20 protein-coding genes and 1 riboswitch are annotated in these 19,543 nt (G+C 59.6%); of the genes, 7 read left to right on the top strand and 13 right to left on the bottom strand.

The window, feature by feature from the left end; all coding sequences use genetic code 11:
* Window positions 1-17 precede the first annotated feature (17 nt).
* The 6 genes from IPK09_09505 to IPK09_09530 form a co-directional block, all read right to left on the bottom strand.
* Window positions 18-275 (bottom strand): succinate dehydrogenase assembly factor 2, encoded by a 258-nt coding sequence (locus IPK09_09505; protein MBK7983848.1) that lies wholly within the window; start codon window positions 273-275, stop codon window positions 18-20.
* An 88-nt stretch (window positions 276-363) separates the two neighbouring features.
* A complete protein-coding gene (locus tag IPK09_09510; GenBank protein ID MBK7983849.1) occupies window positions 364-1,140 on the bottom strand; it encodes a succinate dehydrogenase iron-sulfur subunit in 777 nt (258 codons plus the stop codon).
* A 12-nt stretch (window positions 1,141-1,152) separates the two neighbouring features.
* Window positions 1,153-2,943 carry a succinate dehydrogenase flavoprotein subunit gene (locus IPK09_09515; protein MBK7983850.1) on the bottom strand — a complete coding sequence of 597 codons (1,791 nt, stop codon included), beginning with the start codon at window positions 2,941-2,943 and terminating at the stop codon, window positions 1,153-1,155.
* 26 nt (window positions 2,944-2,969) lie between these two features.
* A complete protein-coding gene (sdhD, locus tag IPK09_09520) occupies window positions 2,970-3,347 on the bottom strand; it encodes a succinate dehydrogenase, hydrophobic membrane anchor protein (protein MBK7983851.1) in 378 nt (125 codons plus the stop codon).
* Between the two features lie 11 nt (window positions 3,348-3,358).
* The gene (sdhC, locus tag IPK09_09525) at window positions 3,359-3,745 is read right to left on the bottom strand and encodes a succinate dehydrogenase, cytochrome b556 subunit (protein ID MBK7983852.1); all 387 of its coding nucleotides are present in this window, start codon (window positions 3,743-3,745) and stop codon (window positions 3,359-3,361) included.
* A 160-nt stretch (window positions 3,746-3,905) separates the two neighbouring features.
* The gene (locus IPK09_09530) at window positions 3,906-4,082 is read right to left on the bottom strand and encodes a DUF1674 domain-containing protein (GenBank protein ID MBK7983853.1); all 177 of its coding nucleotides are present in this window, start codon (window positions 4,080-4,082) and stop codon (window positions 3,906-3,908) included.
* A 247-nt stretch (window positions 4,083-4,329) separates the two neighbouring features.
* Between IPK09_09530 and IPK09_09535 the strand changes: the two genes are divergently transcribed.
* Window positions 4,330-5,385 carry a folate-binding protein YgfZ gene (locus IPK09_09535; protein MBK7983854.1) on the top strand — a complete coding sequence of 352 codons (1,056 nt, stop codon included), beginning with the start codon at window positions 4,330-4,332 and terminating at the stop codon, window positions 5,383-5,385.
* Here IPK09_09535 and rnt read toward each other — a convergent pair.
* The 5 genes from rnt to IPK09_09560 all read right to left on the bottom strand — a co-directional run bounded on the left by rnt (window position 5,382) and on the right by IPK09_09560 (window position 9,724).
* Window positions 5,382-6,020, bottom strand: coding sequence for a ribonuclease T (gene rnt / locus IPK09_09540; protein ID MBK7983855.1), 639 nt, complete (start codon window positions 6,018-6,020; stop codon window positions 5,382-5,384). The two genes, IPK09_09535 and rnt, sit on opposite strands and share 4 nt — an antisense overlap.
* A gap of 63 nt (window positions 6,021-6,083) precedes the next feature.
* On the bottom strand, window positions 6,084-6,521 hold the full coding sequence (locus IPK09_09545) for a molybdenum cofactor biosynthesis protein MoaE (protein ID MBK7983856.1): 438 nt from the start codon (window positions 6,519-6,521) through the stop codon (window positions 6,084-6,086).
* Between the two features lie 4 nt (window positions 6,522-6,525).
* On the bottom strand, window positions 6,526-6,759 hold the full coding sequence (locus IPK09_09550) for a MoaD/ThiS family protein (GenBank protein ID MBK7983857.1): 234 nt from the start codon (window positions 6,757-6,759) through the stop codon (window positions 6,526-6,528).
* A gap of 203 nt (window positions 6,760-6,962) precedes the next feature.
* Complete coding sequence (locus tag IPK09_09555) at window positions 6,963-9,071, bottom strand: DUF4214 domain-containing protein (GenBank protein MBK7983858.1); 2,109 nt, start codon at window positions 9,069-9,071, stop codon at window positions 6,963-6,965.
* An 89-nt stretch (window positions 9,072-9,160) separates the two neighbouring features.
* Window positions 9,161-9,724 (bottom strand): hypothetical protein, encoded by a 564-nt coding sequence (locus IPK09_09560; GenBank protein ID MBK7983859.1) that lies wholly within the window; start codon window positions 9,722-9,724, stop codon window positions 9,161-9,163.
* A 174-nt stretch (window positions 9,725-9,898) separates the two neighbouring features.
* On the opposite strand from IPK09_09560, the gene IPK09_09565 reads away from it, so the two are divergent.
* The 3 genes from IPK09_09565 (at window position 9,899) to metF (ending at window position 13,571) form a co-directional block, all read left to right on the top strand.
* Window positions 9,899-11,059 carry a methionine adenosyltransferase gene (locus IPK09_09565; protein ID MBK7983860.1) on the top strand — a complete coding sequence of 387 codons (1,161 nt, stop codon included), beginning with the start codon at window positions 9,899-9,901 and terminating at the stop codon, window positions 11,057-11,059.
* A gap of 19 nt (window positions 11,060-11,078) precedes the next feature.
* A riboswitch (S-adenosyl-L-homocysteine riboswitch) is annotated at window positions 11,079-11,158 on the top strand.
* A 17-nt stretch (window positions 11,159-11,175) separates the two neighbouring features.
* Complete coding sequence (locus tag IPK09_09570; GenBank protein MBK7983861.1) at window positions 11,176-12,594, top strand: adenosylhomocysteinase; 1,419 nt, start codon at window positions 11,176-11,178, stop codon at window positions 12,592-12,594.
* A gap of 104 nt (window positions 12,595-12,698) precedes the next feature.
* Window positions 12,699-13,571, top strand: a complete 873-nt coding sequence (gene metF / locus IPK09_09575) for a methylenetetrahydrofolate reductase [NAD(P)H] (GenBank protein MBK7983862.1) — start codon at window positions 12,699-12,701, stop codon at window positions 13,569-13,571.
* 84 nt (window positions 13,572-13,655) lie between these two features.
* Here the strand turns inward: metF and IPK09_09580 are convergent, their stop codons facing one another.
* Both IPK09_09580 and IPK09_09585 read right to left on the bottom strand, forming a co-directional pair.
* Window positions 13,656-14,219: a hypothetical protein gene (locus tag IPK09_09580; GenBank protein ID MBK7983863.1), complete on the bottom strand. Its 564-nt coding sequence runs from the start codon at window positions 14,217-14,219 to the stop codon at window positions 13,656-13,658.
* 40 nt (window positions 14,220-14,259) lie between these two features.
* The gene (locus tag IPK09_09585) at window positions 14,260-14,868 is read right to left on the bottom strand and encodes a hypothetical protein (GenBank protein ID MBK7983864.1); all 609 of its coding nucleotides are present in this window, start codon (window positions 14,866-14,868) and stop codon (window positions 14,260-14,262) included.
* 473 nt (window positions 14,869-15,341) lie between these two features.
* Between IPK09_09585 and IPK09_09590 the strand changes: the two genes are divergently transcribed.
* Genes IPK09_09590 through IPK09_09600 form a run of 3 tightly spaced genes read left to right on the top strand, consistent with a single transcriptional unit; the run spans window position 15,342 to window position 19,280 of the window.
* Window positions 15,342-17,501 (top strand): adenosylcobalamin-dependent ribonucleoside-diphosphate reductase, encoded by a 2,160-nt coding sequence (locus IPK09_09590; protein ID MBK7983865.1) that lies wholly within the window; start codon window positions 15,342-15,344, stop codon window positions 17,499-17,501.
* A 35-nt stretch (window positions 17,502-17,536) separates the two neighbouring features.
* Complete coding sequence (locus tag IPK09_09595) at window positions 17,537-18,223, top strand: NrdJb (GenBank protein MBK7983866.1); 687 nt, start codon at window positions 17,537-17,539, stop codon at window positions 18,221-18,223.
* A 52-nt stretch (window positions 18,224-18,275) separates the two neighbouring features.
* Entirely contained in the window at window positions 18,276-19,280 is a 1,005-nt protein-coding gene (locus IPK09_09600; GenBank protein MBK7983867.1) for an NAD(P)H-quinone oxidoreductase, read from the top strand.
* The last annotated feature ends 263 nt before the right edge of the window (window positions 19,281-19,543 follow it).

The following is a 19,543-nucleotide window of genomic DNA, read 5'->3' on the forward strand; positions in this document are numbered from 1 at the left end:
GCATCGCCCATTCAGGATCAAGACGCATCCACATCGTTCAGCAGCGCGCGCATGACGCTGACTACTTGCGCCGTTATCGGCTCCGCCGGCGTTTCTCGTCCGACCATATAGCGCATCAATAACGGGTCTTGCAGCTCCAGCAATTCCGCGAACGCTTGCTGCTCTTCTGCTGAAGCAGCCGGGTAATGCCGTTCCAGATAGCCCAACGTCAGCAGGTCCAACTCTTTCATGCCGCGCCGGCAGCGCCAGCGCAATTTGCCTAATTGTTCGGTCACGATCCGCTGCTCCCATAAACAAAACCCCTCACCCGCACCGCGGGAGAGGGGTCAAGGATAAGAAAATCTAACGTAAAACCGAAGCGAATTAGCGCCGTTCCACCATCAGTTTTTTGATCTCCGCGATGGCTTTGGCGGGATTCAAGCTCTTCGGGCAGGTCTTGGTGCAATTCATGATGGTATGGCAGCGATAGAGCCGGAACGGGTCTTCCAGATCGTCCAAGCGCTCGCCGGTAAATTCATCGCGGCTGTCCACGATCCAGCGATAGGCTTGCAGCAAGATGGAAGGACCGAGATACCGCTCGCCGTTCCACCAGTAACTCGGGCAACTGGTGGAGCAGCAGGCGCACAGGATACATTCATACAACCCATCCAGCTTGGCGCGATCCTCCTTGGATTGCAGGCGCTCCCGCGCCGGCGGCGGCGTGGCGGCCTGCAACCAGGGCTTGATCGAGGTGTACTGCGCGTAGAAATGGGTCAGATCGGGCACCAGATCCTTGACGACGGGCATGTGCGGCAACGGATAGATCTTGACCTCGCCGGAGATGTCCTCGATGGCCTTGGTGCACGCCAAGGTGTTGGTGCCGTCGATGTTCATGGCGCAAGAACCGCACACCCCTTCCCGGCAGGAGCGCCGGAGCGTCAGGGTCGGATCGACCTCGTTCTTGATCTTGAGCAGCGCGTCCAACACCATCGGCCCGCAGGCGGCCAGATCGACTTCGTAAGTATCCATGCGCGGGTTTTCGCCGCTGTCCGGGTCCCAGCGATAAATCTGGAAGCGCCTGACGTTTTTGGCGCCCGCGCCGGCATAGTAGGTTTTGCCCTTGCCGATGACGGAATTGGCTGGAAGTTTGAATTGAGCCATGACGGTGTCCCCTCAGTACGTGCGCTTCTTGGGTGGGATGTATTCCACCTCTTGGGTCAGGGTATAGGTGTGAACCGGACGGTAGTCGATCTTGACACCGCCCTTGGGGTCCAGCCACGCCAGGGTGTGCTTCATCCAGTTCTCATCGTCGCGGTCGGGATAGTCCTCGCGGGCGTGCGCGCCGCGACTTTCGGGCCGGTTGATCGCCGATTTGATCGAGACCATCGCGCAACCGAGCAGGTTGTCCAGTTCCAGGGTCTCGACCAGATCGGAATTCCAGACCATGCCTCGGTCGCTGACGCCGACCTGCTCGAAGCCGGCGTAAACCTCCTCCAGCAGTTTGATGCCCTCGGCCATGGAATCGCCGGTGCGGAACACCGCCGCGTGATTCTGCATGGTGCGCTGCATCCGCATCCGCAAACTGGCGGTCGGGTTCTCGCCCTTGGCGTTGCGCAGGCCGTCGAAGCGGGCGACGATCTTATCCACCGAAGCTTGCGGCAAGGGTCCGTGCGAGCTGTTGGGTTTGACCAGCTCGGCGCAGCGGATGGCGGCGGCGCGCCCGAACACCACGATGTCCAGCAGCGAGTTGGAGCCCAGGCGGTTGGCGCCGTGCACCGACACGCAAGCGGATTCGCCGATGGCCATCAAACCGGGAATGACGGTATCGGGGTTGCCGTCTTTGAGGATGACGACTTCGCCGTGGTAGTTGGTCGGGATGCCGCCCATGTTGTAATGCACGGTCGGCAGCACCGGCGCGGGCTCCTTGGTCACGTCCACGCCGGCGAAGATGCGGGCGGTTTCGGCGATGCCCGGCAGCCGCTCGTTGATGACGTTGGCGCCCAAATGTTCCAGATGCAGATAAATGTGATCCTTGTGTTCGCCGACCCCGCGCCCCTCGCGGATTTCGATGGTCATGGAACGGCTGACCACATCGCGCGAGGCCAGGTCCTTGGCGTTCGGCGCGTAGCGCTCCATGAAGCGCTCGCCGTTGGAGTTGGTCAGATAGCCGCCCTCGCCCCGGCAGCCTTCGGTCATCAGACAGCCGGAGCCGTAGATGCCGGTCGGATGGAACTGGGTGAATTCCATGTCTTGCAACGGCAGACCGGCCCGTAGCACCATGCCGTTGCCATCACCGGTGCAGGTGTGTGCCGAGGTCGCCGAAAAGTAGGCGCGGCCGTAGCCGCCGGTCGCCAACACGGTTTGATGGGCGTTGAAGACATGCAGCGAACCGTCGGCCAAATCCCAGGCCACCACGCCGCGGCAGGCGCCCGAATCGTCCATGATCAAATCCAGCGCGAAATATTCGATGAAGAATTCAGCGTTGTGTTTGAGCGCCTGCTGGTAGAGGGTGTGCAGGATGGCGTGGCCGGTGCGGTCGGCGGCGGCGCAGGTGCGCTGGGCGATGCCCTCGCCGTAGTTGGTGGTCATGCCGCCGAAGGGGCGCTGGTAAATCTTGCCTTCCTCGGTGCGGGAGAATGGCACCCCGTAGTGCTCCAGCTCGATCACCGCCGGCACCGCCTCGCGGCACATGTATTCGATGGCGTCCTGATCGCCGAGCCAGTCGGAGCCCTTCACGGTGTCATACATGTGCCACTGCCACAGATCCTGGCCCATGTTGGCCAGCGCCGCCGACATGCCGCCCTGCGCCGCGACCGTATGGCTGCGAGTGGGAAACACCTTGGTCAAACAGGCCGTCTTCAGGCCCTTCTGGGCCATGCCGAAGGTGGCGCGCAAGCCCGCGCCGCCCGCGCCGACCACGACCACGTCGTAATTATGATGGATCAATTTGTATTCGTTGGACATGAAACCTCAGCCTCCGGTGGTGGGCGTCAGGCAAGCGCGATTTTGAGCACGCTGATAATGGAGATCGCGCCCAGCAGGAACAACACGAACTGGGTCACCAGCAGGGCGAGGTACATGGCCCATTCCGGCCGAACGTAGTCTTCGTAAATGACCTGCATCCCCAGCTTGGCGTGATAAAACACCACAAACAGGAACGTCACCATCAATCCGGCGTTGATCGGGTTGCTCAACCAGTGCTGGAACATTTCATACTCGGTGCGGGAGTAGCGCAGCATCGAAAACGCGAACCACAGCACCAAGGGGACCAAGGCGATGGAGGTCACGCGCTGCATCCACCAGTGATGGGTGCCCTCTTTGGCGGTGCCTAGGCCGCGAACGCGAGCGAGCGGGGTACGTAAACTCATGGCGACTCTCCTCAGGGCGCGGCGATCAGCCAGCACAGCGTGGTCAGAATGATGGACGCCCAGATCACGGCCCAGCCGGATTTAGCGGCGTCCTGCAACTCAAAACCGTAACCGGCGTCCCAAAACAGATGACGGATACCGTTCGCCATGTGGTAAAACAGCGCCCAAGTCCACAGAAACAGCAGCAATTGGCCGAGCATCGAACCGATCACCGCTTGAGCGTGGTGATAGGCTTGCGGGCCGAGCGCGGCCGCGGCCAACCAGTACACCAGCAGCAGCGTGCCGGCCACCAGGGCCGCTCCGGTGGCGCGGTGGGTGATGGATAACACCGAAGTCATTTGTGGTTTGTAATACGGGCCGATCATGAACGGCGACAGTGGCCGCTGGTTGGCTGACATAGGTTTCTCCTCGTTAATACAGTGGCGAAGATGAAGCTCGTTTTTTTGTGCGACGCAAAAATCAAGGTCGAATGCTACCCCCATGTTCGGGGACATCACAATGAAAACGATGGATTCGGACGACGTTGCACGCTAGCGGGCCTGCCACCACGGTGGGGGCCTAGAAATCGATACAGCGGCCCGCTTTCTCCCAATCGCCGTAGCGGGTAGGCTCAGGTCCTTTGGGACCGCCAAATTCCAGGGGCTGTTTGGGTTTTGCGGCGGGTTCGACTGGCGGGGACGGATCGGGGCTCGTGGACGGCTGCGGCGGCGTTATCTGCGTGTCGTTCTCGTTCATGACAGCTCACGAAAAAGCAAGTTAAGGGATGGCGCTAGCCGGCCATCCAACTTCCAGCCGTCGACCCTGCCACTGGAAAGATTACAGTTCTGAAAACCTAGTACGACGGTCGGGTATTTTGGTTTATTTCTTGTGGACATTATGCCTTTCACGGCCTTCGAACGCAACGAATCAGCGGATTCTCAAACGGGTGGACCACGCGCGCATCCTGCTGCTATAAATTGGAAAGACAACGAGATTTCATCCTATGAACGCAGAATGGCGGGTATTTCTTGAGCGGGCGGGCGCCGTGCTGGCGAACGATGGCGTGGCAAACTTCGGCCGGGCTGACCTCGAATCCCGCGCGGCGCTTTCCGGCGAGGTGTGTTGCGATCTGTCGCAACGGGGTCTGATCGTCGCGCGCGGCCCCGATAGCGAGACCTTCTTGCAAGGCCAACTGACTTGCGACCTGCGGCAGGCGACGCCGGAGCGCAGCCTGCTCGGCGCTTATTGCAGCCCCAAGGGTCGGGCGCTGGCCTGCCCGCGGGTGTTCCAACGCGAAGACGCTTATTATCTGGAGCTGCCGCGCGCGCTGGTGGAGCCGACGCTGGCGCGCTTGCGAAAATATGTGCTCAGGGCCAAAACCGCGCTGGAGGACGCCAGCGACACCCTGGCGCGAATGGGAGTGGCTGGGCCTGCCGCCGCGCCCTTGCTGGCGGAATACGGTTCAGCGGATGTCGCTGCCATGCTGGAAGGTGAGGCGCGCTATGCCCACGGCGTCACCATCCTTCGCCTGCCCGGCCCCACTCCTCGCTTCCAACTGCATGGCCCGGCCCCGGCACTCAGCGCGCTTTGGAACGCGCTCGTTCCGAGCGTCACCCCGATTGGCGCTGAGTCCTGGCGCTTGCTGGACATTTTGGCGGGAACGCCGGCCGTCTACCCCGAAACCGTGGACGCGTTCGTGCCGCAAATGCTCAACCTGCAGTTTCTGGATGGGATCGGCTTTCAGAAAGGTTGCTATACCGGGCAGGAGATCGTGGCGCGCACCCAGTATTTGGGCAAACTGAAACGGCGGATGTATTTGGCGCGGGCGGACAGTCCGACGCCACCCCATCCCGGCGATGCGCTGTTTTCACTTCACGCCGACCCCGGCCAGAGCGCGGGACAACTGGCCGATGCGGCATTGCATCCCGCCGGCGGCTATGCCGTGCTGGCGGTGGCAATGATCGAGCTTGCCGAACGGGGGGCGTTACAACTGGGCGCCAGCGGCGGGCCGACGCTCCGTCTGGAGCCGCTGCCTTACTGCTTCGAGGCCACCGCTTAACCGTCGGCGGGCATCCAACCTCCCAATGCTTTCCAGCGGTTGACAATCAAGCAAAACAGGTCCGCCGTGCGTTCGGCATCGTAAATCGCCGAATGCGCCTCGCGCTCGTCCCAGCGGATGTCCGCCGCCTGGAGCGCCCGCGCCAGCACCGTTTGTCCGTAGGCCAATCCGGCCAGCGACACCGTATCGAAGCTGCTGAACGGATGAAAAGGGTTACGCTTGATCTTGGCGCGGGCCACCGCCGCGTTCAGAAACGCCAGATCGAAAAACGCATTGTGGCCGACCAGAACGGCGCGGGTGCAGCCGGTTTCCCGCATCTCCCGTCGGACCTCCTGAAAGATGCCCTCCAAGGCTTCGCGTTCCGCGACCGCGAAACGGAAAGGATGGTCGGGATCGATGCCGTTGACCGCCATCGATGCCGGGTCCAGCCGCGCGCCGGGAAAGGGCTGGACGTGATGGGCCAAGGTGCCGGCGGGACGTAAATCGCCTTGCCAGTCCATGCGCACGATGACGGCGGCGATTTCCAACAAGGCGTCGGTTTGGGCGTTGATGCCGCCGGTTTCGACATCCACGATGACCGGGAGGAATCCCCGGAACCGGCGAGCGATGAGAGCGTTCGGGGGGGGTCCGTTCATCCGTGCAGGATAACGGATCGCCTGTCGAAACGCACTGACACCCGCGCGGCGGGCGGGCTGGGCTCAGCCCGGCGTGTTGTATTCCACCCAGTGCGAGCCGGCGGTGGTGTCTTCGCGCTTCCAGAAGGGCGCTTTCGATTTCAGTTCTTCCATGATCCACCGGCAGGCCGCGAAGGCCGTCGCCCGGTGCGCCGACCAGACCGCCACCAGCACGATGGGATCGCTGGGGTTCAGCTCGCCGACCCGATGCAGCACCAGGGCATCCAGGAGCGGCCATTCCCGAGCGGCGGTCTCGACGATGCGCTGCAAATAGCGCTCGGTCATACCGGGATAATGCTCCAGGCTCATCCGGCTGATGGCGGCTTGTTCGTTAGAGGCGCGCACGGTGCCGATGAAGATCGCCGTCGCGCCGTACTGACCTTTCAGTTCGAGCTGACCGGCTTGATAACACCCCAATTCCACCAGCGGTTCGAAGGGCGCATCCCGCAATTCGACCTTCACTCCTCTACCCTCCTGTCACCGGCGGGAAGAACGCCACCTCATCGCCATCGCGGACGGTTTGTTCCAGGCTGGCGTATTCCATATTGACCGCCGCCAGCGTATTCGGCGGCAACGGCGTTTCCGGCCACAGCCTTGCCCAAATTTCGGCAACCGTGGTTGTTTCGGCTACGGAAAGCCGATCTTCAGCGCGACCTAAACGGTCGCGCAGGCTGGCGAAATATTTGATCTGTACGGTCATGACGGAATTTTTGATCAACCCCCGCTTCCAGGCGTTTGGAGATGGAGATGCGGCCACGCCCAGCGAAACGGCCAACACGATCCCTACGGAATGAGGTTTGTTACAACCCCTGTTGCTTTACGGTCGCACTCACTCCAGTTTATTGTCGCTTTTGCGCTTGAAAAACACGCAACCCCACAGGTCCCTGGCCCTTGAGGGATGGCCTACAGGCAGCCCTGGCTGATGATCTGGGCGACCCGGTTTTGGAACTCGGCGGAACCCAGGAATTCCCCGCGCAGTTGTTCTCGGCTCTTGAGGCCACCGTCCAACTGGCCGACCCAATAGTTGAAGCCCTCCAAGTCCCCGCCTCGCCGCAGGAAGGCATAATACAGGTCAGCCACATAGTCGCGGTTGCCGCGGCTGCGGTTCAAGTACTCCCCGCTGCCCAGGAACTGGGTGGAAATGCTGTTCACTTCATTGTTGACCGCCGCCGCTCCCTGGCACTGCGCGGCACGGAACCGGGCCGCCCAGTAAGTGAAGCCGCTGGTGTCGGACAGCCGGTTGAGGAAGCCACGATAGAAGTCCACCACGGCGTAGACCTCGGCGCGGCTGGCGGTGCTGCCCAGCAACCCCTGCATGTAGCTGCCGAATTCGGTGGAGAACAGGAAGGAGAACAGCACGACCGGGCGCGGCATCCCTTGAGTCAGTTGACCGATCCAGTAATTCAAGCCACCGCTGTCGGGATCGCGCTGGAAGAAGGTCCGGTACAGGTCGGTGACGTATTGGCTGTCGTTGGTGTTTCGAGCCAGGTATTCAGCGCTGTAGAAGAACCAGCCTGCCATTACCCGAAAGGCTTCTTGTACGTCCACTCCCAACCCTTGCAGCCGGCTCACTTCCCCTTGCCAATAGGCCCAGCCACTGGGATCGGGCGCGCGATTGAGAATCGATTGGTAGTAGTGTCCGATCAAGGTTTGTTCGGCGGGCAACGCGCCGATCTCGACCGCGCCGATGTCCACCGCGGCGTTGACGATCCGCGGTCGGTAGCCCCGTTGATCCGCCCCAAGCGCTGCCGATTGCGCCAAAGCGTTATCACCGGCATCGATCAACGAACCGCCCGCAACGGGTAGCTGAGTCAGCGTGGGCCCCCCGTTGTTTGCTAAAGAGCCAATGGCCGTACCGATCGCACCAGGAAGGACAATATCACCCACAGCCGTATTGGCGTTGCTCAACCCAGAGACGCCGTTCTCGCCAAAGACATTACGGCCACGAGACTTAAAAACCCCACTACTATTATAAACCGAAGCCCCTGTCGCCGCGCTGTTGCCTGCTATTACACTATTGCCCGCTGAAAAATCGAGCGATGCGTTAAAAACACCGCCGCCTCTGGATGAGGGAGCCGTGTTATTAACTATAGTACTATTCAATACGATTGTGGTACCCGCTCTAATTCTAAGACCGCCGCCGCCGTCGGTAATAACGGCACTCAAAGCCCCATTCCCTGAAATAGTACTATTATAGAGGGTCAAGACGCCGTTTTCGTTGTTGATACCCCCGCCACCACCCTGGGCGGTATTTGCGTTAATAGTGGTATTGGTGATCGTCATTGTGGCGGCAGTATCATCATTTTTTAATCCACCGCCGTAACGCCCGGCTAAATTGCCGGTAAAGGTACTGTTATTGACCGTCAACGCACCTAAGTTATAAATAGCTCCGCCGCTCCGCGTAGTCGCCGCATTGGCGGACAGAACCGTATTATTGACCGTCAATTTCCCGCGATTGAAGATGCCGCCGCCAAGACCATCAGGAGTCGAATTACCCTCTAAAACACAATAGCTGACTGTCAATACGCTACTCGATAGGCTATTACTGATAGCGCCGCCTCCATCCGTGCCAGACCATTTGCTAGATTGAATGGTGCTGTTTTGCAAAAACAGTGTTCCAGCATTATTAATTCCCCCATTCTGAAGCTTTATTGTCGAGAGAAAAACTGTCTTGCCGCTATTGATGGTGAAGATGCGCTGGGCGTTGTTACCACTGATCGTTACATTGGGTGCCGCGCCAATAATGGTCAACGGATCATTAATGACAAACCCCCCTGACGTCGACAGAGTGCCGCTAAGACCCGCCTGAAAAACGATCGTGTCCGCGCCGACGGTGTTATTGGCATCGGACACCGCCTGCCGCAGCGAACCGAGGCCGCTGTCGCTGAGATTCGCGACCGTAAAGGTGGCCGCATAGCTTAAAGGCGCTCCAAAAAGTACGGCAACTGTGCTGATGGCCCCCCAATAGCCCAAAACTCGCCGCGACCGGCCGCGGACGGATCGAACGTTCATACACGATTTCCTCTCTCAAGTTATCAATTGTAAAAATGAGGCATCAGGCTTATTTGAATTTGTGAAGCCCGCCACACCGATCTCGGCGATCACCCACTCGCACCGCTCGATCTCCGACCCTCACTCGCATTTCGCCGCGGCGAGGCCTGCCGCACCCGCCAGATCGGCCGATCCGTCTGATCGATCAGCCCATTTTGCCACAGCCAGAGCCTCGCCTCTTCAGCATCCTGCTCGAACCAAGCACGGGCCGAACCGAGCCGAAAAGTATAGCCCCACGCATCCATGTCGGCGCACAGCCGCGCCTGACCGACGCCGGGCAACTCATCCGCCAATAAGAGTTGTAGATAGCAGACGCCGTTCTCTTCGTCGCACTCGCCACCCGCATCGGTATGCAACCTTGCCCGGCGTCCGGGGTCCATGCAGATGTAATGACAGGCTTCATGCAAGGCGGAATGCACCGGGGTATCGTCGCGCACGAATAGGCGATCAGCGATCAACCCCGCCTCGCGCTCGCCCCAATAGCTGCCCGGAATCACCGCATCGCACGCCAGCCAGACCACGCCAAGCCCGTAACGGCCGAGCAGCTCGACCAACGCCGCGCGGCCCAATTCAACGCAGGTCAATACCGGCTCTTCAATCAGTGAATCGGGCATGAACGGCAAAAGGTAAAGGTCTATTCAGAAACATAAACATAACAAAATAGAATAAAAAACCGAGATGCAAATGCACTATTTTTTCGGTAAACTGTTTTGTTCAAATTGCTTGCTCTTTTTTCAACGATCATACGCCAGCCTCTTGTTATTAGTGGTTCGAGGATCTACCCCCTTATGAGTCGAAACTACCTGTTTACCTCCGAGTCCGTTTCAGAAGGGCATCCGGACAAAATCGCCGACCAGATTTCCGATGCCGTATTGGATGCCATCCTCGCCGAGGACGCCAGCGGTCGCGTCGCCTGTGAAACCTTGATCAAAACGGGCGTCGTCGTCCTGGCTGGCGAAATTACCACGACGGCGTGGGTAGACTTCGACAAAATCGTGCGCGATACCGTAGTCGGCATCGGCTATGACAACTCCAAGGTCGGCTTCGACGGCGCGACCTGCGCGGTGCTGTCCTGCATCGGCAAACAATCGCCCGACATCGCCCAGGGCGTCAACCGCAAAAGCCCGGAAGAACAAGGCGCCGGCGATCAGGGCTTGATGTTCGGCTACGCCTGCAACGAAACCGATGTGCTGATGCCCGCCCCGATCACTTACGCCCATCTGTTGGTGCAGCGCCAGTCCGAAATGCGCAAGAGCGGCGTACTGCCTTGGTTGCGGCCCGACGCCAAAAGTCAGATCACCTTCCGCTATCAGGATCACAAGGTCGTCGGTATCGAAGCCGTCGTCCTGTCAACCCAGCACGATCCCGACATCAGCTACAAACTGTTGTGCGAAGCAGTGATGGAGAACATCATCCAGCCGGTGCTGCCGGCGGAATGGCTGGACAAGCACACCCAATATCATATCAACCCGACCGGCAGTTTCGTGATCGGCGGTCCGGTCGGCGACTGCGGGCTGACCGGCCGCAAGATCATCGTCGACACCTACGGCGGCGCGGCCCATCACGGCGGCGGCGCGTTCTCCGGCAAGGACCCCTCCAAGGTCGACCGTTCCGCCGCCTACGCCGGCCGTTACGTCGCCAAGAACATCGTCGCCGCCGGACTGGCCGAGCGCTGCGAAATCCAGGTGTCCTACGCCATCGGCGTGGCCGAGCCGACCTCGATCAGCGTCAACACTTTCGGCACCGGCAAAATCGATGAAGACCGGCTGGTGGACATCGTGCGCGGCCATTTCGATCTGCGGCCCTACGGCCTGGTCAAAATGCTGAACCTGATTCGTCCCATTTATCAAAAGACTGCCGCTTACGGCCATTTCGGCCGCGAAGAACCGGAATTTACCTGGGAAGCCACCGACAAGGCCGACGCCTTGCGCGACGCGGCCGGATTGTAAGCCCTTCTTTTCCTGTCCCCACGCCGAGGGGCGCTGCAACGGTTGACTCCGTCAGGCTCGGCGTGGCGCGGCTTTCACAGCCAACGGCGCCCGTTCGACCGTATGGAGAGTACGTTATGAACGCCGTCGTGCGCGAAAAAACTTTTGCTGATTATTACGTTGCCGATCTGTCCCTGTCCGACTGGGGCCGCAAGGAAATCGCCATCGCCGAAACCGAAATGCCCGGTCTCATGGCGATCCGGGCTGAATACCAGGACCAGCAGCCTCTGAAAGGCGCCCGCATCGCCGGGTCGCTGCACATGACCATCCAGACCGCCGTGCTGATCGAAACGCTGGCGGCGCTGGGCGCGGATATCCGCTGGGCGTCCTGCAATATCTTTTCCACCCAAGATCACGCCGCCGCCGCCATCGCCGCCGACGGCATTCCGGTCTTCGCCTACAAGGGCGAATCGCTGGAAGAATACTGGGACTTTACCCATCGCATTCTGGAATGGAGCGACGGCGGCACGCCCAACATGATTCTGGACGACGGCGGCGACGCCACCTTGCTGGTCACGCTCGGCGCGCGAGCGGAACAAGATCGCGCGCTGATCGCCAACCCGACCTGTGAGGAAGAGCAGGTCCTGTTCGCCGCGATCCGCAAGCAGTTGGACCAGCAGCCCGGCTGGTATTCCAAAATCCAGGCCAACATCAAGGGCGTGACCGAAGAAACCACGACCGGCGTCCACCGGCTGTACACGATGGAAAAGGAAGGCCGGCTGCCCTTCCCCGCCATCAACGTCAACGACTCGGTGACCAAATCCAAATTCGACAACCTCTACGGCTGCCGCGAATCGCTGGTGGACGGCATCAAGCGCGCCACCGACGTGATGATCGCCGGCAAGATTGCGATGGTGCTGGGCTACGGCGATGTCGGCAAGGGTTGCGCGCAATCGCTCAAGGGTCTGGGCGCGACGGTGTGGATCAGCGAAATCGACCCGATCTGCGCCCTGCAAGCGGCGATGGAAGGCTATCGGGTGGTCACGATGGACGACGCAGCCGCTAAAGCCGACATTTTCGTCACCGCCACCGGCAACGTCAGCGTCATCACCCACCAGCACATGGCGCGGATGAAGAATCAGGCCATCGTCTGCAACATCGGCCATTTTGACTCCGAAATCGAAGTCGCCAGCCTCAAGCAATACCGCTGGGAAAACATCAAGCCGCAGGTCGATCACATCATCTTCCCCGACGGCAAGCGCATCATCTTGCTGGCCGAAGGGCGGCTGGTCAATCTGGGTTGCGCCACGGGACATCCCAGCTTCGTGATGTCCAACTCCTTCACCAACCAGACGCTGGCGCAGATCGAGTTGTTCACTCAGGGCAACCGCTACGAAAACAAGGTTTACGTACTGCCCAAACAGCTGGATGAGAAAGTGGCCCGCTTGCATCTGGAGCGGATCGGCGCCGACCTGACCGCGCTGACGCCGGAGCAGGCCGCTTATATCGGCGTGGCGGCGGACGGACCGTATAAAGCTGAAAATTACCGCTATTGAGCGGGATTCTTCCGGGATAAAAGGGCGCGACTTTTCGCGCCCGTCGCCTGTTTCGAGCGGCCGTCCCGGCCGTTCACCTGTTTTTAGCGCTTGGCAGCCCGCTCATGGAATCCCAGAAACGCCATCCCAAGATTTTCAGTTGTGAATTTTTCCCGCCCAACACCGATGAAGGCATGGGCAAATTGGCCGCCGCGCGCCGCGCGCTGATGCGGATACAGCCGACTTTTTTTTCGGTGACTTACGGCGCGGGAGGTTCGACCCGCGAGCGCACCTTCCAGGCGGTCCAAGGCATCCGGGCGAACAGCGGCGTGGATGCCGCTCCGCACCTGACCTGTGTGGCCTCCACCCGCGCGGGCATCCGGGACATTCTCGAAACCTATCGCGGCCAAGGGATCCGCCACCTCGTGGCGCTACGGGGCGACCTACCGTCCGGTATGCGCGAGTTCGGCGAGTTCCGCTATGCCAACGAATTGGTGGCGTTCATCCGCGCCGAAACCGGCGATCACTTTCACATCGAGGTTGCGGCTTATCCGGAATTTCATCCGCAAGCCACGAGCGCCACGCGCGATCTACTCAATTTCAAGCGCAAGGTCGAAGCCGGCGCCAACAGCGCCATCACCCAATATTTCTATAATCCGGAATCCTATTTCCACTTTGTGGACGACTGTGAAAAACTCGGCGTGGACTTACCCATCGTGCCCGGTATCATGCCGATTACCAACCTCATCCAACTGGCTCGCTTTTCAGACAATTGCGGGGCGGAAATCCCGCGCTGGATCCGCCGGCGGCTGGAAAGCCACGGCGACGATCTTGAGGCCATTCGCGCCTATGGCTTGGAGATCGTCACCGAGTTATGCCGGCGCCTGCTGGAGGGTGGCGCGCCCGGCTTGCACTTCTATACGCTGAATCGGTCGGAGCCGACACTGGCGGTTTGCCAGAATCTGGGGCTGACCGAGCCATCGGCCGGACCGCCCTAAGACAAAAACGCCCTTCCCCTGAAGCGGAAAGGGCGTTTGGCGAAAAGAAGACCGAACCGGACCGAGAACCCGGCCCGCGGCAAACTACTGCGCGGCCAACAATGCCTTGGCGTCGGGACCGAGTGGCAATACGTAATCGTAAGACGACAAAATCAGGTTGTCGATGGCGCGGATCAGCCGCGCTTGGACGAACACCGATTGCCGGGCGACGGCATACGTTCCCACGATGACGGCGGCGGCGTTGTGCGATTGGCTGATCTCCCGGATCGACCGCGACAGCGCGAATTCACCGGCCCCTTCCTTGATAAAGATGTTGTTGCGCATCTTGATCTCGACCACCGTGAACCCCTGTTGCGCGAACTTGGAGCCGAGCTGTTCGCCGATCACCCGGCCCAAACCCGATGACGTGTCAAGATTGTTGATGTCCACGAACGTGGCCGCCAACAATGGCTCGTGACGCTCCTTAAGCCAAGGCGCCCGCGCCAACAACGCATCGGCCGCCTTATAGTTGGCATCGACCAAGTTGGCATCCTGCACGATCGGACGGGCAGGCAAGTCGTCGGACGACGAAGCGCACCCCAGAATTCCCAAGCTGAACGCGACCAACAACGTCGCCGCCCCGCGCAAGCCCATTACATTCCAATTCATAGTCTCACTACCTCTGTGATCCAAATCGAGCCACGGCGGGTCACTGGCATTGGATACCCGAAGGGCATCCAACCATCTCCACGATGCGGGTGGTCACCGGCGCCGGCGCGTGAGCGATGTACTGATCGACGTTGTTGTCGCTGATGTAGTAAATGTCCCGCAGCCGGGTGATGTAACGCGCACCGTTCATCACCGACGTGGTCATGATGATCTCGCTGTTCGGATTGTCGGTAATATACCCGGTCGCCACATCCAGACCGACCGCCCCCAGCATCGCGGCGGTCGCCGGATTGTTATCACCGGTGGCGCGCAACACCAGCACGCTGCCGGTCAGCGCGGTGAACAAGCCGGGCATCGGCCGGATGAAGCCGCGATCCTTATGCGTCACGACCTGAATCCCATAGGTCACCTCGTAGCAACCGTCCGTCGGATTCTCACTGACCAGGAACCCTTGCTCTAAAAGGTGGGTGATCAACAGGTTATGAAACGCCACGCCAAATTCGCTGTTATATTGGGGCGGCTGGATGTGCAAGGCGACGGAGTATTTTGATGGCTGGCCAGCAGCGGGGGCCGGGCCGATCAGCAACGTATCGCGCAGCCGATTGGCCACATCGGCAGCCAAGATGTCCCAATGTTCGGCGGCCTGCATCTTCCTTTGGAACGATATGGGGTAAGTTGTTGCAACTGGCACTTGGGATGCACAGGCCCCCAGACCCAGGCACAAGATTAGTAGAGTCGCATAAGAGATTTTCATGGTTACTCCCTCGGCTTTTTGTATCCGTATATCGGCGATGATCAGCAGAATTTTAGCCGGTTATACCACTGGTGCCACCCCTTAGACAACAAGGTTTCCACTCAGCCCTGCTTCCGTCTCCGAACACTTTCTTCATCGGGGTCGATTGTCAGTTGAAACAACGGCTTAATTAAACCTAAAAACACATTATATTGTAGTATCTAACAAACAACACCACAGCATATAGAAATTTTCTGGAATTTTTTTCAGCATCCTCTAGAATCTGGCGAACCTGCATCAAGACAGGATTCGGCCGAGGCTGACAGCAGCGAGCCGGGCAATTCATAAATCGCCATTCACGAATCGCAAGTCCAGGGAGAACACCGGCCATGAAAACTGCCCATCTGCACCCCGTAGACCGTCCGACCGCCGCCGCCGATGTGCCGTTGCAACCAGCGTCCTGGGATATTTGGGACAAAAAATACCGTCTCAAGGCCAAGGATGGGCGTTCGGTCGATGAAACCATCGACGGCACTTACCAGCGCGTGGCCAAGGCACTAGCGGAGGTGGAAGTCACCCCGGAACTACGCGCGCTATGGCATGAAAAATTTTTATGGGCCTTGCGGCACGGGGCCATTCCGGCCGGCCGCATCATCTCCAACGCCGGCGCCTGGGAGCACAAGCCCGCCACTTCCACCATCAATTGTACAGTCTCGGGAACCATTTGCGATTCGATGGATGCGATTTTGCGTAAAGTTCATGAGGCAGGCTTGACCCTCAAATCGGGGGCTGGGATCGGTTACGAGTTTTCGACCTTGCGGCCGCGCGGCGCTTATGTCTCGGGCGCGGGCGCTTACACATCAGGACCGCTGTCGTTCATGGATATCTACGACAAGATGTGTTTCACGGTGTCTTCGGCCGGGGGGCGGCGAGGCGCGCAGATGGGCACCTTTGACGTCGGCCATCCCGATGTCATGGAGTTCGTTCGCGCCAAGCGTGAAGCGGGCCGCTTGCGGCAATTCAACCTGTCGCTGTTGATCACTCGCGAGTTCATGGAAGCGGTCAAGCACGATACCGACTGGCTGCTGGCGTTTCCGCTGCTGGCTAAGGAAGTCGAACAGGACCGTATCGACCTGCGCGACCCCGAGCAAATCGTCTGGCGCGACTGGCCGACCACGGAGGGCTTGACGGTCAACGAAGCAGGTCAAGTGGCCTGCAAGATTTATCGAAAAATCCGCGCCCGCCGGCTATGGGACGTGATCATGGCCTCCACCTACGATTACGCCGAGCCGGGATTCATCTTGATCGACCGTGCCAACGAGATGAATAATAACTGGTTTTGCGAGAACATTCGGGCGACGAATCCTTGTGGCGAACAAACTCTCCCACCCTATGGCTCTTGCCTTTTAGGATCGATCAATCTCACCCAATTCGTCCAAAATCCCTTTACAGAGGAAGCCCGTTTCGATTGGGAAACCTATCAAAACGTTGTCGCCATTTTTACTCGGATGCTCGATAACGTGGTAGAGATCAACGGCCTGCCGCTAGAGCGGCAGCGCCAGGAAATCCTCGGCAAGCGCCGGCACGGCATGGGTTACTTGGGGCTGGGCTCCACCTTGACCATGCTGCGCATGAAGTACGGCTCGCCGGAATCGCTGGCTTTCACCGAACAGGTCACTCGGGAAATGGCGCTGACCGGCTGGCGGGTCGCGTTGGCACTGGCGCGTGAAAAAGGCCCAGCCCCGATCCTCGAACAGGAGTTCACCATCACCCCCGCAATGTTGCGCAAGCGCCCGGAACTGGCCCGCGACGGTTTCAAGGAGGGCGATACGGTCAAGGGCAAGGTGCTGCACGCCCGCTATAGCTGCTATTTCCAGCAGGTGGCGGAGATCGAGCCGGACTTGGTCGAGGAGCTGGCCCGCGTCGGCGCGCGCTTCACCCATCACAGTTCGATCGCACCCACCGGCACCATCGCGCTGTCGCTGGCCAACAACGCCAGCAACGGCATCGAGCCCAGCTTCGCCCATCACTATTTCCGCAACGTCATCCGACCGGGCAAGAAAACCAAGGAAAAAGTCGATGTCTTTTCCTTCGAGCTGCTGGCTTACCGGCATCTGGTCAATCCCAAGGCCATACCCGACTCTGAAACGCCCGCACAACGCTTGCCCGATTATTTCATCGCCGCCGATGCGGTCAGCCCGAAACAGCATGTGGACATTCAAGCCGCCGCTCAGAAGTGGATCGACTCCAGTATTTCTAAAACGGCCAACGTACCGCCCGATTTCCCCTATGAGGATTTCAAGGACATCTATCTGTACGCTTACGAACAAGGCTTGAAGGGCTGCACGACCTTCCGTTTCAATCCTTCCGCCTTTCAGGGCGTGCTGGTCAAGGAACAGGATTTGGCGAACACCCTCTATCGCTTTGTGCTGGAGGATGGCTCGGAAATCGAGGTCAAGGGAAGCGACGAGATCGAATATGACGGTGAAACTCACACCGCCGCTAACTTATTCGACGCCCTCAAGGAAGGCTATTATGGTAAATGGTGAAATCCCACGGCGCCGACCGGCATTGGAGGCATGATATGGCCATCAAAATCGACAAAAAAATCGTCGCTTACCACGTTGTCAAACCCGACCAAGCCTCGCCGGCGCTGACAAGCCCCCCGGCCGATCCCGTGCAGCACATGCACGAAAGCGTGGCCCGACCCGAAACGCTGTCCGGGGCGACCTACAAGGTCAAAACCCCGCTATCGGATCACGCTCTTTACATCACCATCAATGACATCATCCTCAATCGCGGCACCGAGCACGAGGTGCGTCGCCCTTTCGAAATCTTCATCAATTCTAAGGCGATGGAGCATTTTCAATGGATCGTCGCCCTGACTCGCATCATCTCCGCCGTGTTTCGCAAAGGTGGCGATTGCACCTTTCTGGTGGAAGAAATGCGCTCGGTGTTCGATCCCAAAGGCGGCTACTTCAAGAAAGGCGGCAAGTATATGCCTTCGCTGGTCGCGGAAATCGGCGATGTCATCGAATCGCACATGCGCTCGATCGGCTTGCTGGAAGCAGATACCCCAGACGCGCACCAGCGCAAGCTCATCGTCGAGCAACGCAACAAGTATGAAGTCGGGATGAAAGCCATCGAGGATGCGGGCGAAGACAGCTTTCCCCCGGAATCGACCTTGTGCGGAAAATGCCAGACCAAGGCGGTCATCGTGATGGACGGCTGTCTGACCTGCCTCAACTGCGGCGACTCTAAATGCTCTTGAAGTGAGCTCGCCCACTTCCAGCGCTCACCCCAAACCTGTCCGAGACTGTCTGATGAATTCAAAATTGCCCGACCAGATGACGGTCATCGAAATCACCGAACCCGGCGGCCCGGAAAACCTGGTTCCCCGCCAGCGTCCGCTACCCCAACCGGCAACCGGTGAGGTTCTGATTAAGGTGGCTACCGCTGGCGTCAACCGCCCCGATTGCTTGCAGCGACAGGGCGGCTATCCGCCGCCGCCAGGCGCGTCCGACATCCCCGGTCTGGAAGTGGCCGGCACGGTCGTCGCGTTGGGTGAAGAGGTCGAGACCTGGAAAATCGGCGATCGAGTCTGCGCCTTGCTGACCGGAGGCGGCTACGCCGAATACTGCACCGCGCCCGTGCTGCAATGCCTGCCAGTACCGGCCGGCTTGACCCTCCAACAAGCTGCCGCCCTACCGGAAACCTTCTTCACGGTCTGGAGCAACCTCTACGACCGAGCGCGGTTGCAACCCGGCGAAACGCTGTTGGTTCACGGCGGCACCAGCGGCATCGGCACCACGGCGATCCAGCTCGCCAAGGCTTTGGGGTCGCGCGTGTTCGCCACGGTTGGCGGTCCTGAAAAAATCCAGGCTTGTCTGGAGTTGGGTGCCGAGCGGGCCATCGACTACCGTCAGGACGATTTTGTCCGAGCGAGCAAAGCGCTGACCGACAACCGCGGAGTTGATGTCATTCTCGATATGGTCGGCGGCGATTACGTACAACGCAATCTCAGCGCGCTGGCGGTGGATGGCCGGCTGGTGTATATCGCCTTCCTGCGCGGGGCCAAAATGGAATTGAATCTGGCGCCGGTGATGATGAAGCGGCTCACCATCACCGGTTCCACCCTGCGCGCCCGGCCGGTCGCGGACAAGGCGCTCATCGCTCAAAAGCTGCAAACAACCGTCTGGCCGCTCGTCGCTCAAGGTGCGATCAAGCCCGTCATCCACCAGGTTTTTCCGCTGACTGAAGCCGCCGCCGCCCACGTCTTGATGGAATCCAACCGTCACATCGGAAAACTGCTGCTCCAAATCGATTGAATCCCGCACGACGCCACGCTTTCTCACCTCTTTACTGGCGCTGGCCGTCGAAAGCGGCCCGCCACCGGTCAATTTCCTAGCAATTTCGCTTATTCTGCATTGCAACAAAGCGGTATTTGTGCTGTTATTAGATTAAGTTGAGTCGCCGTTTCTAGCGTGATGGAACTGCCTGTTCAGCGCGCGCTCATCAACTACCATTATGCTTGAGTTGCTTGACGGTGTTCGATCCCACAAGCGGACAGTCAACAGCAAGCGATGTCCAA

The organism is Candidatus Competibacteraceae bacterium (assembly GCA_016713505.1).
GTDB lineage: Bacteria > Pseudomonadota > Gammaproteobacteria > Competibacterales > Competibacteraceae > Competibacter_A.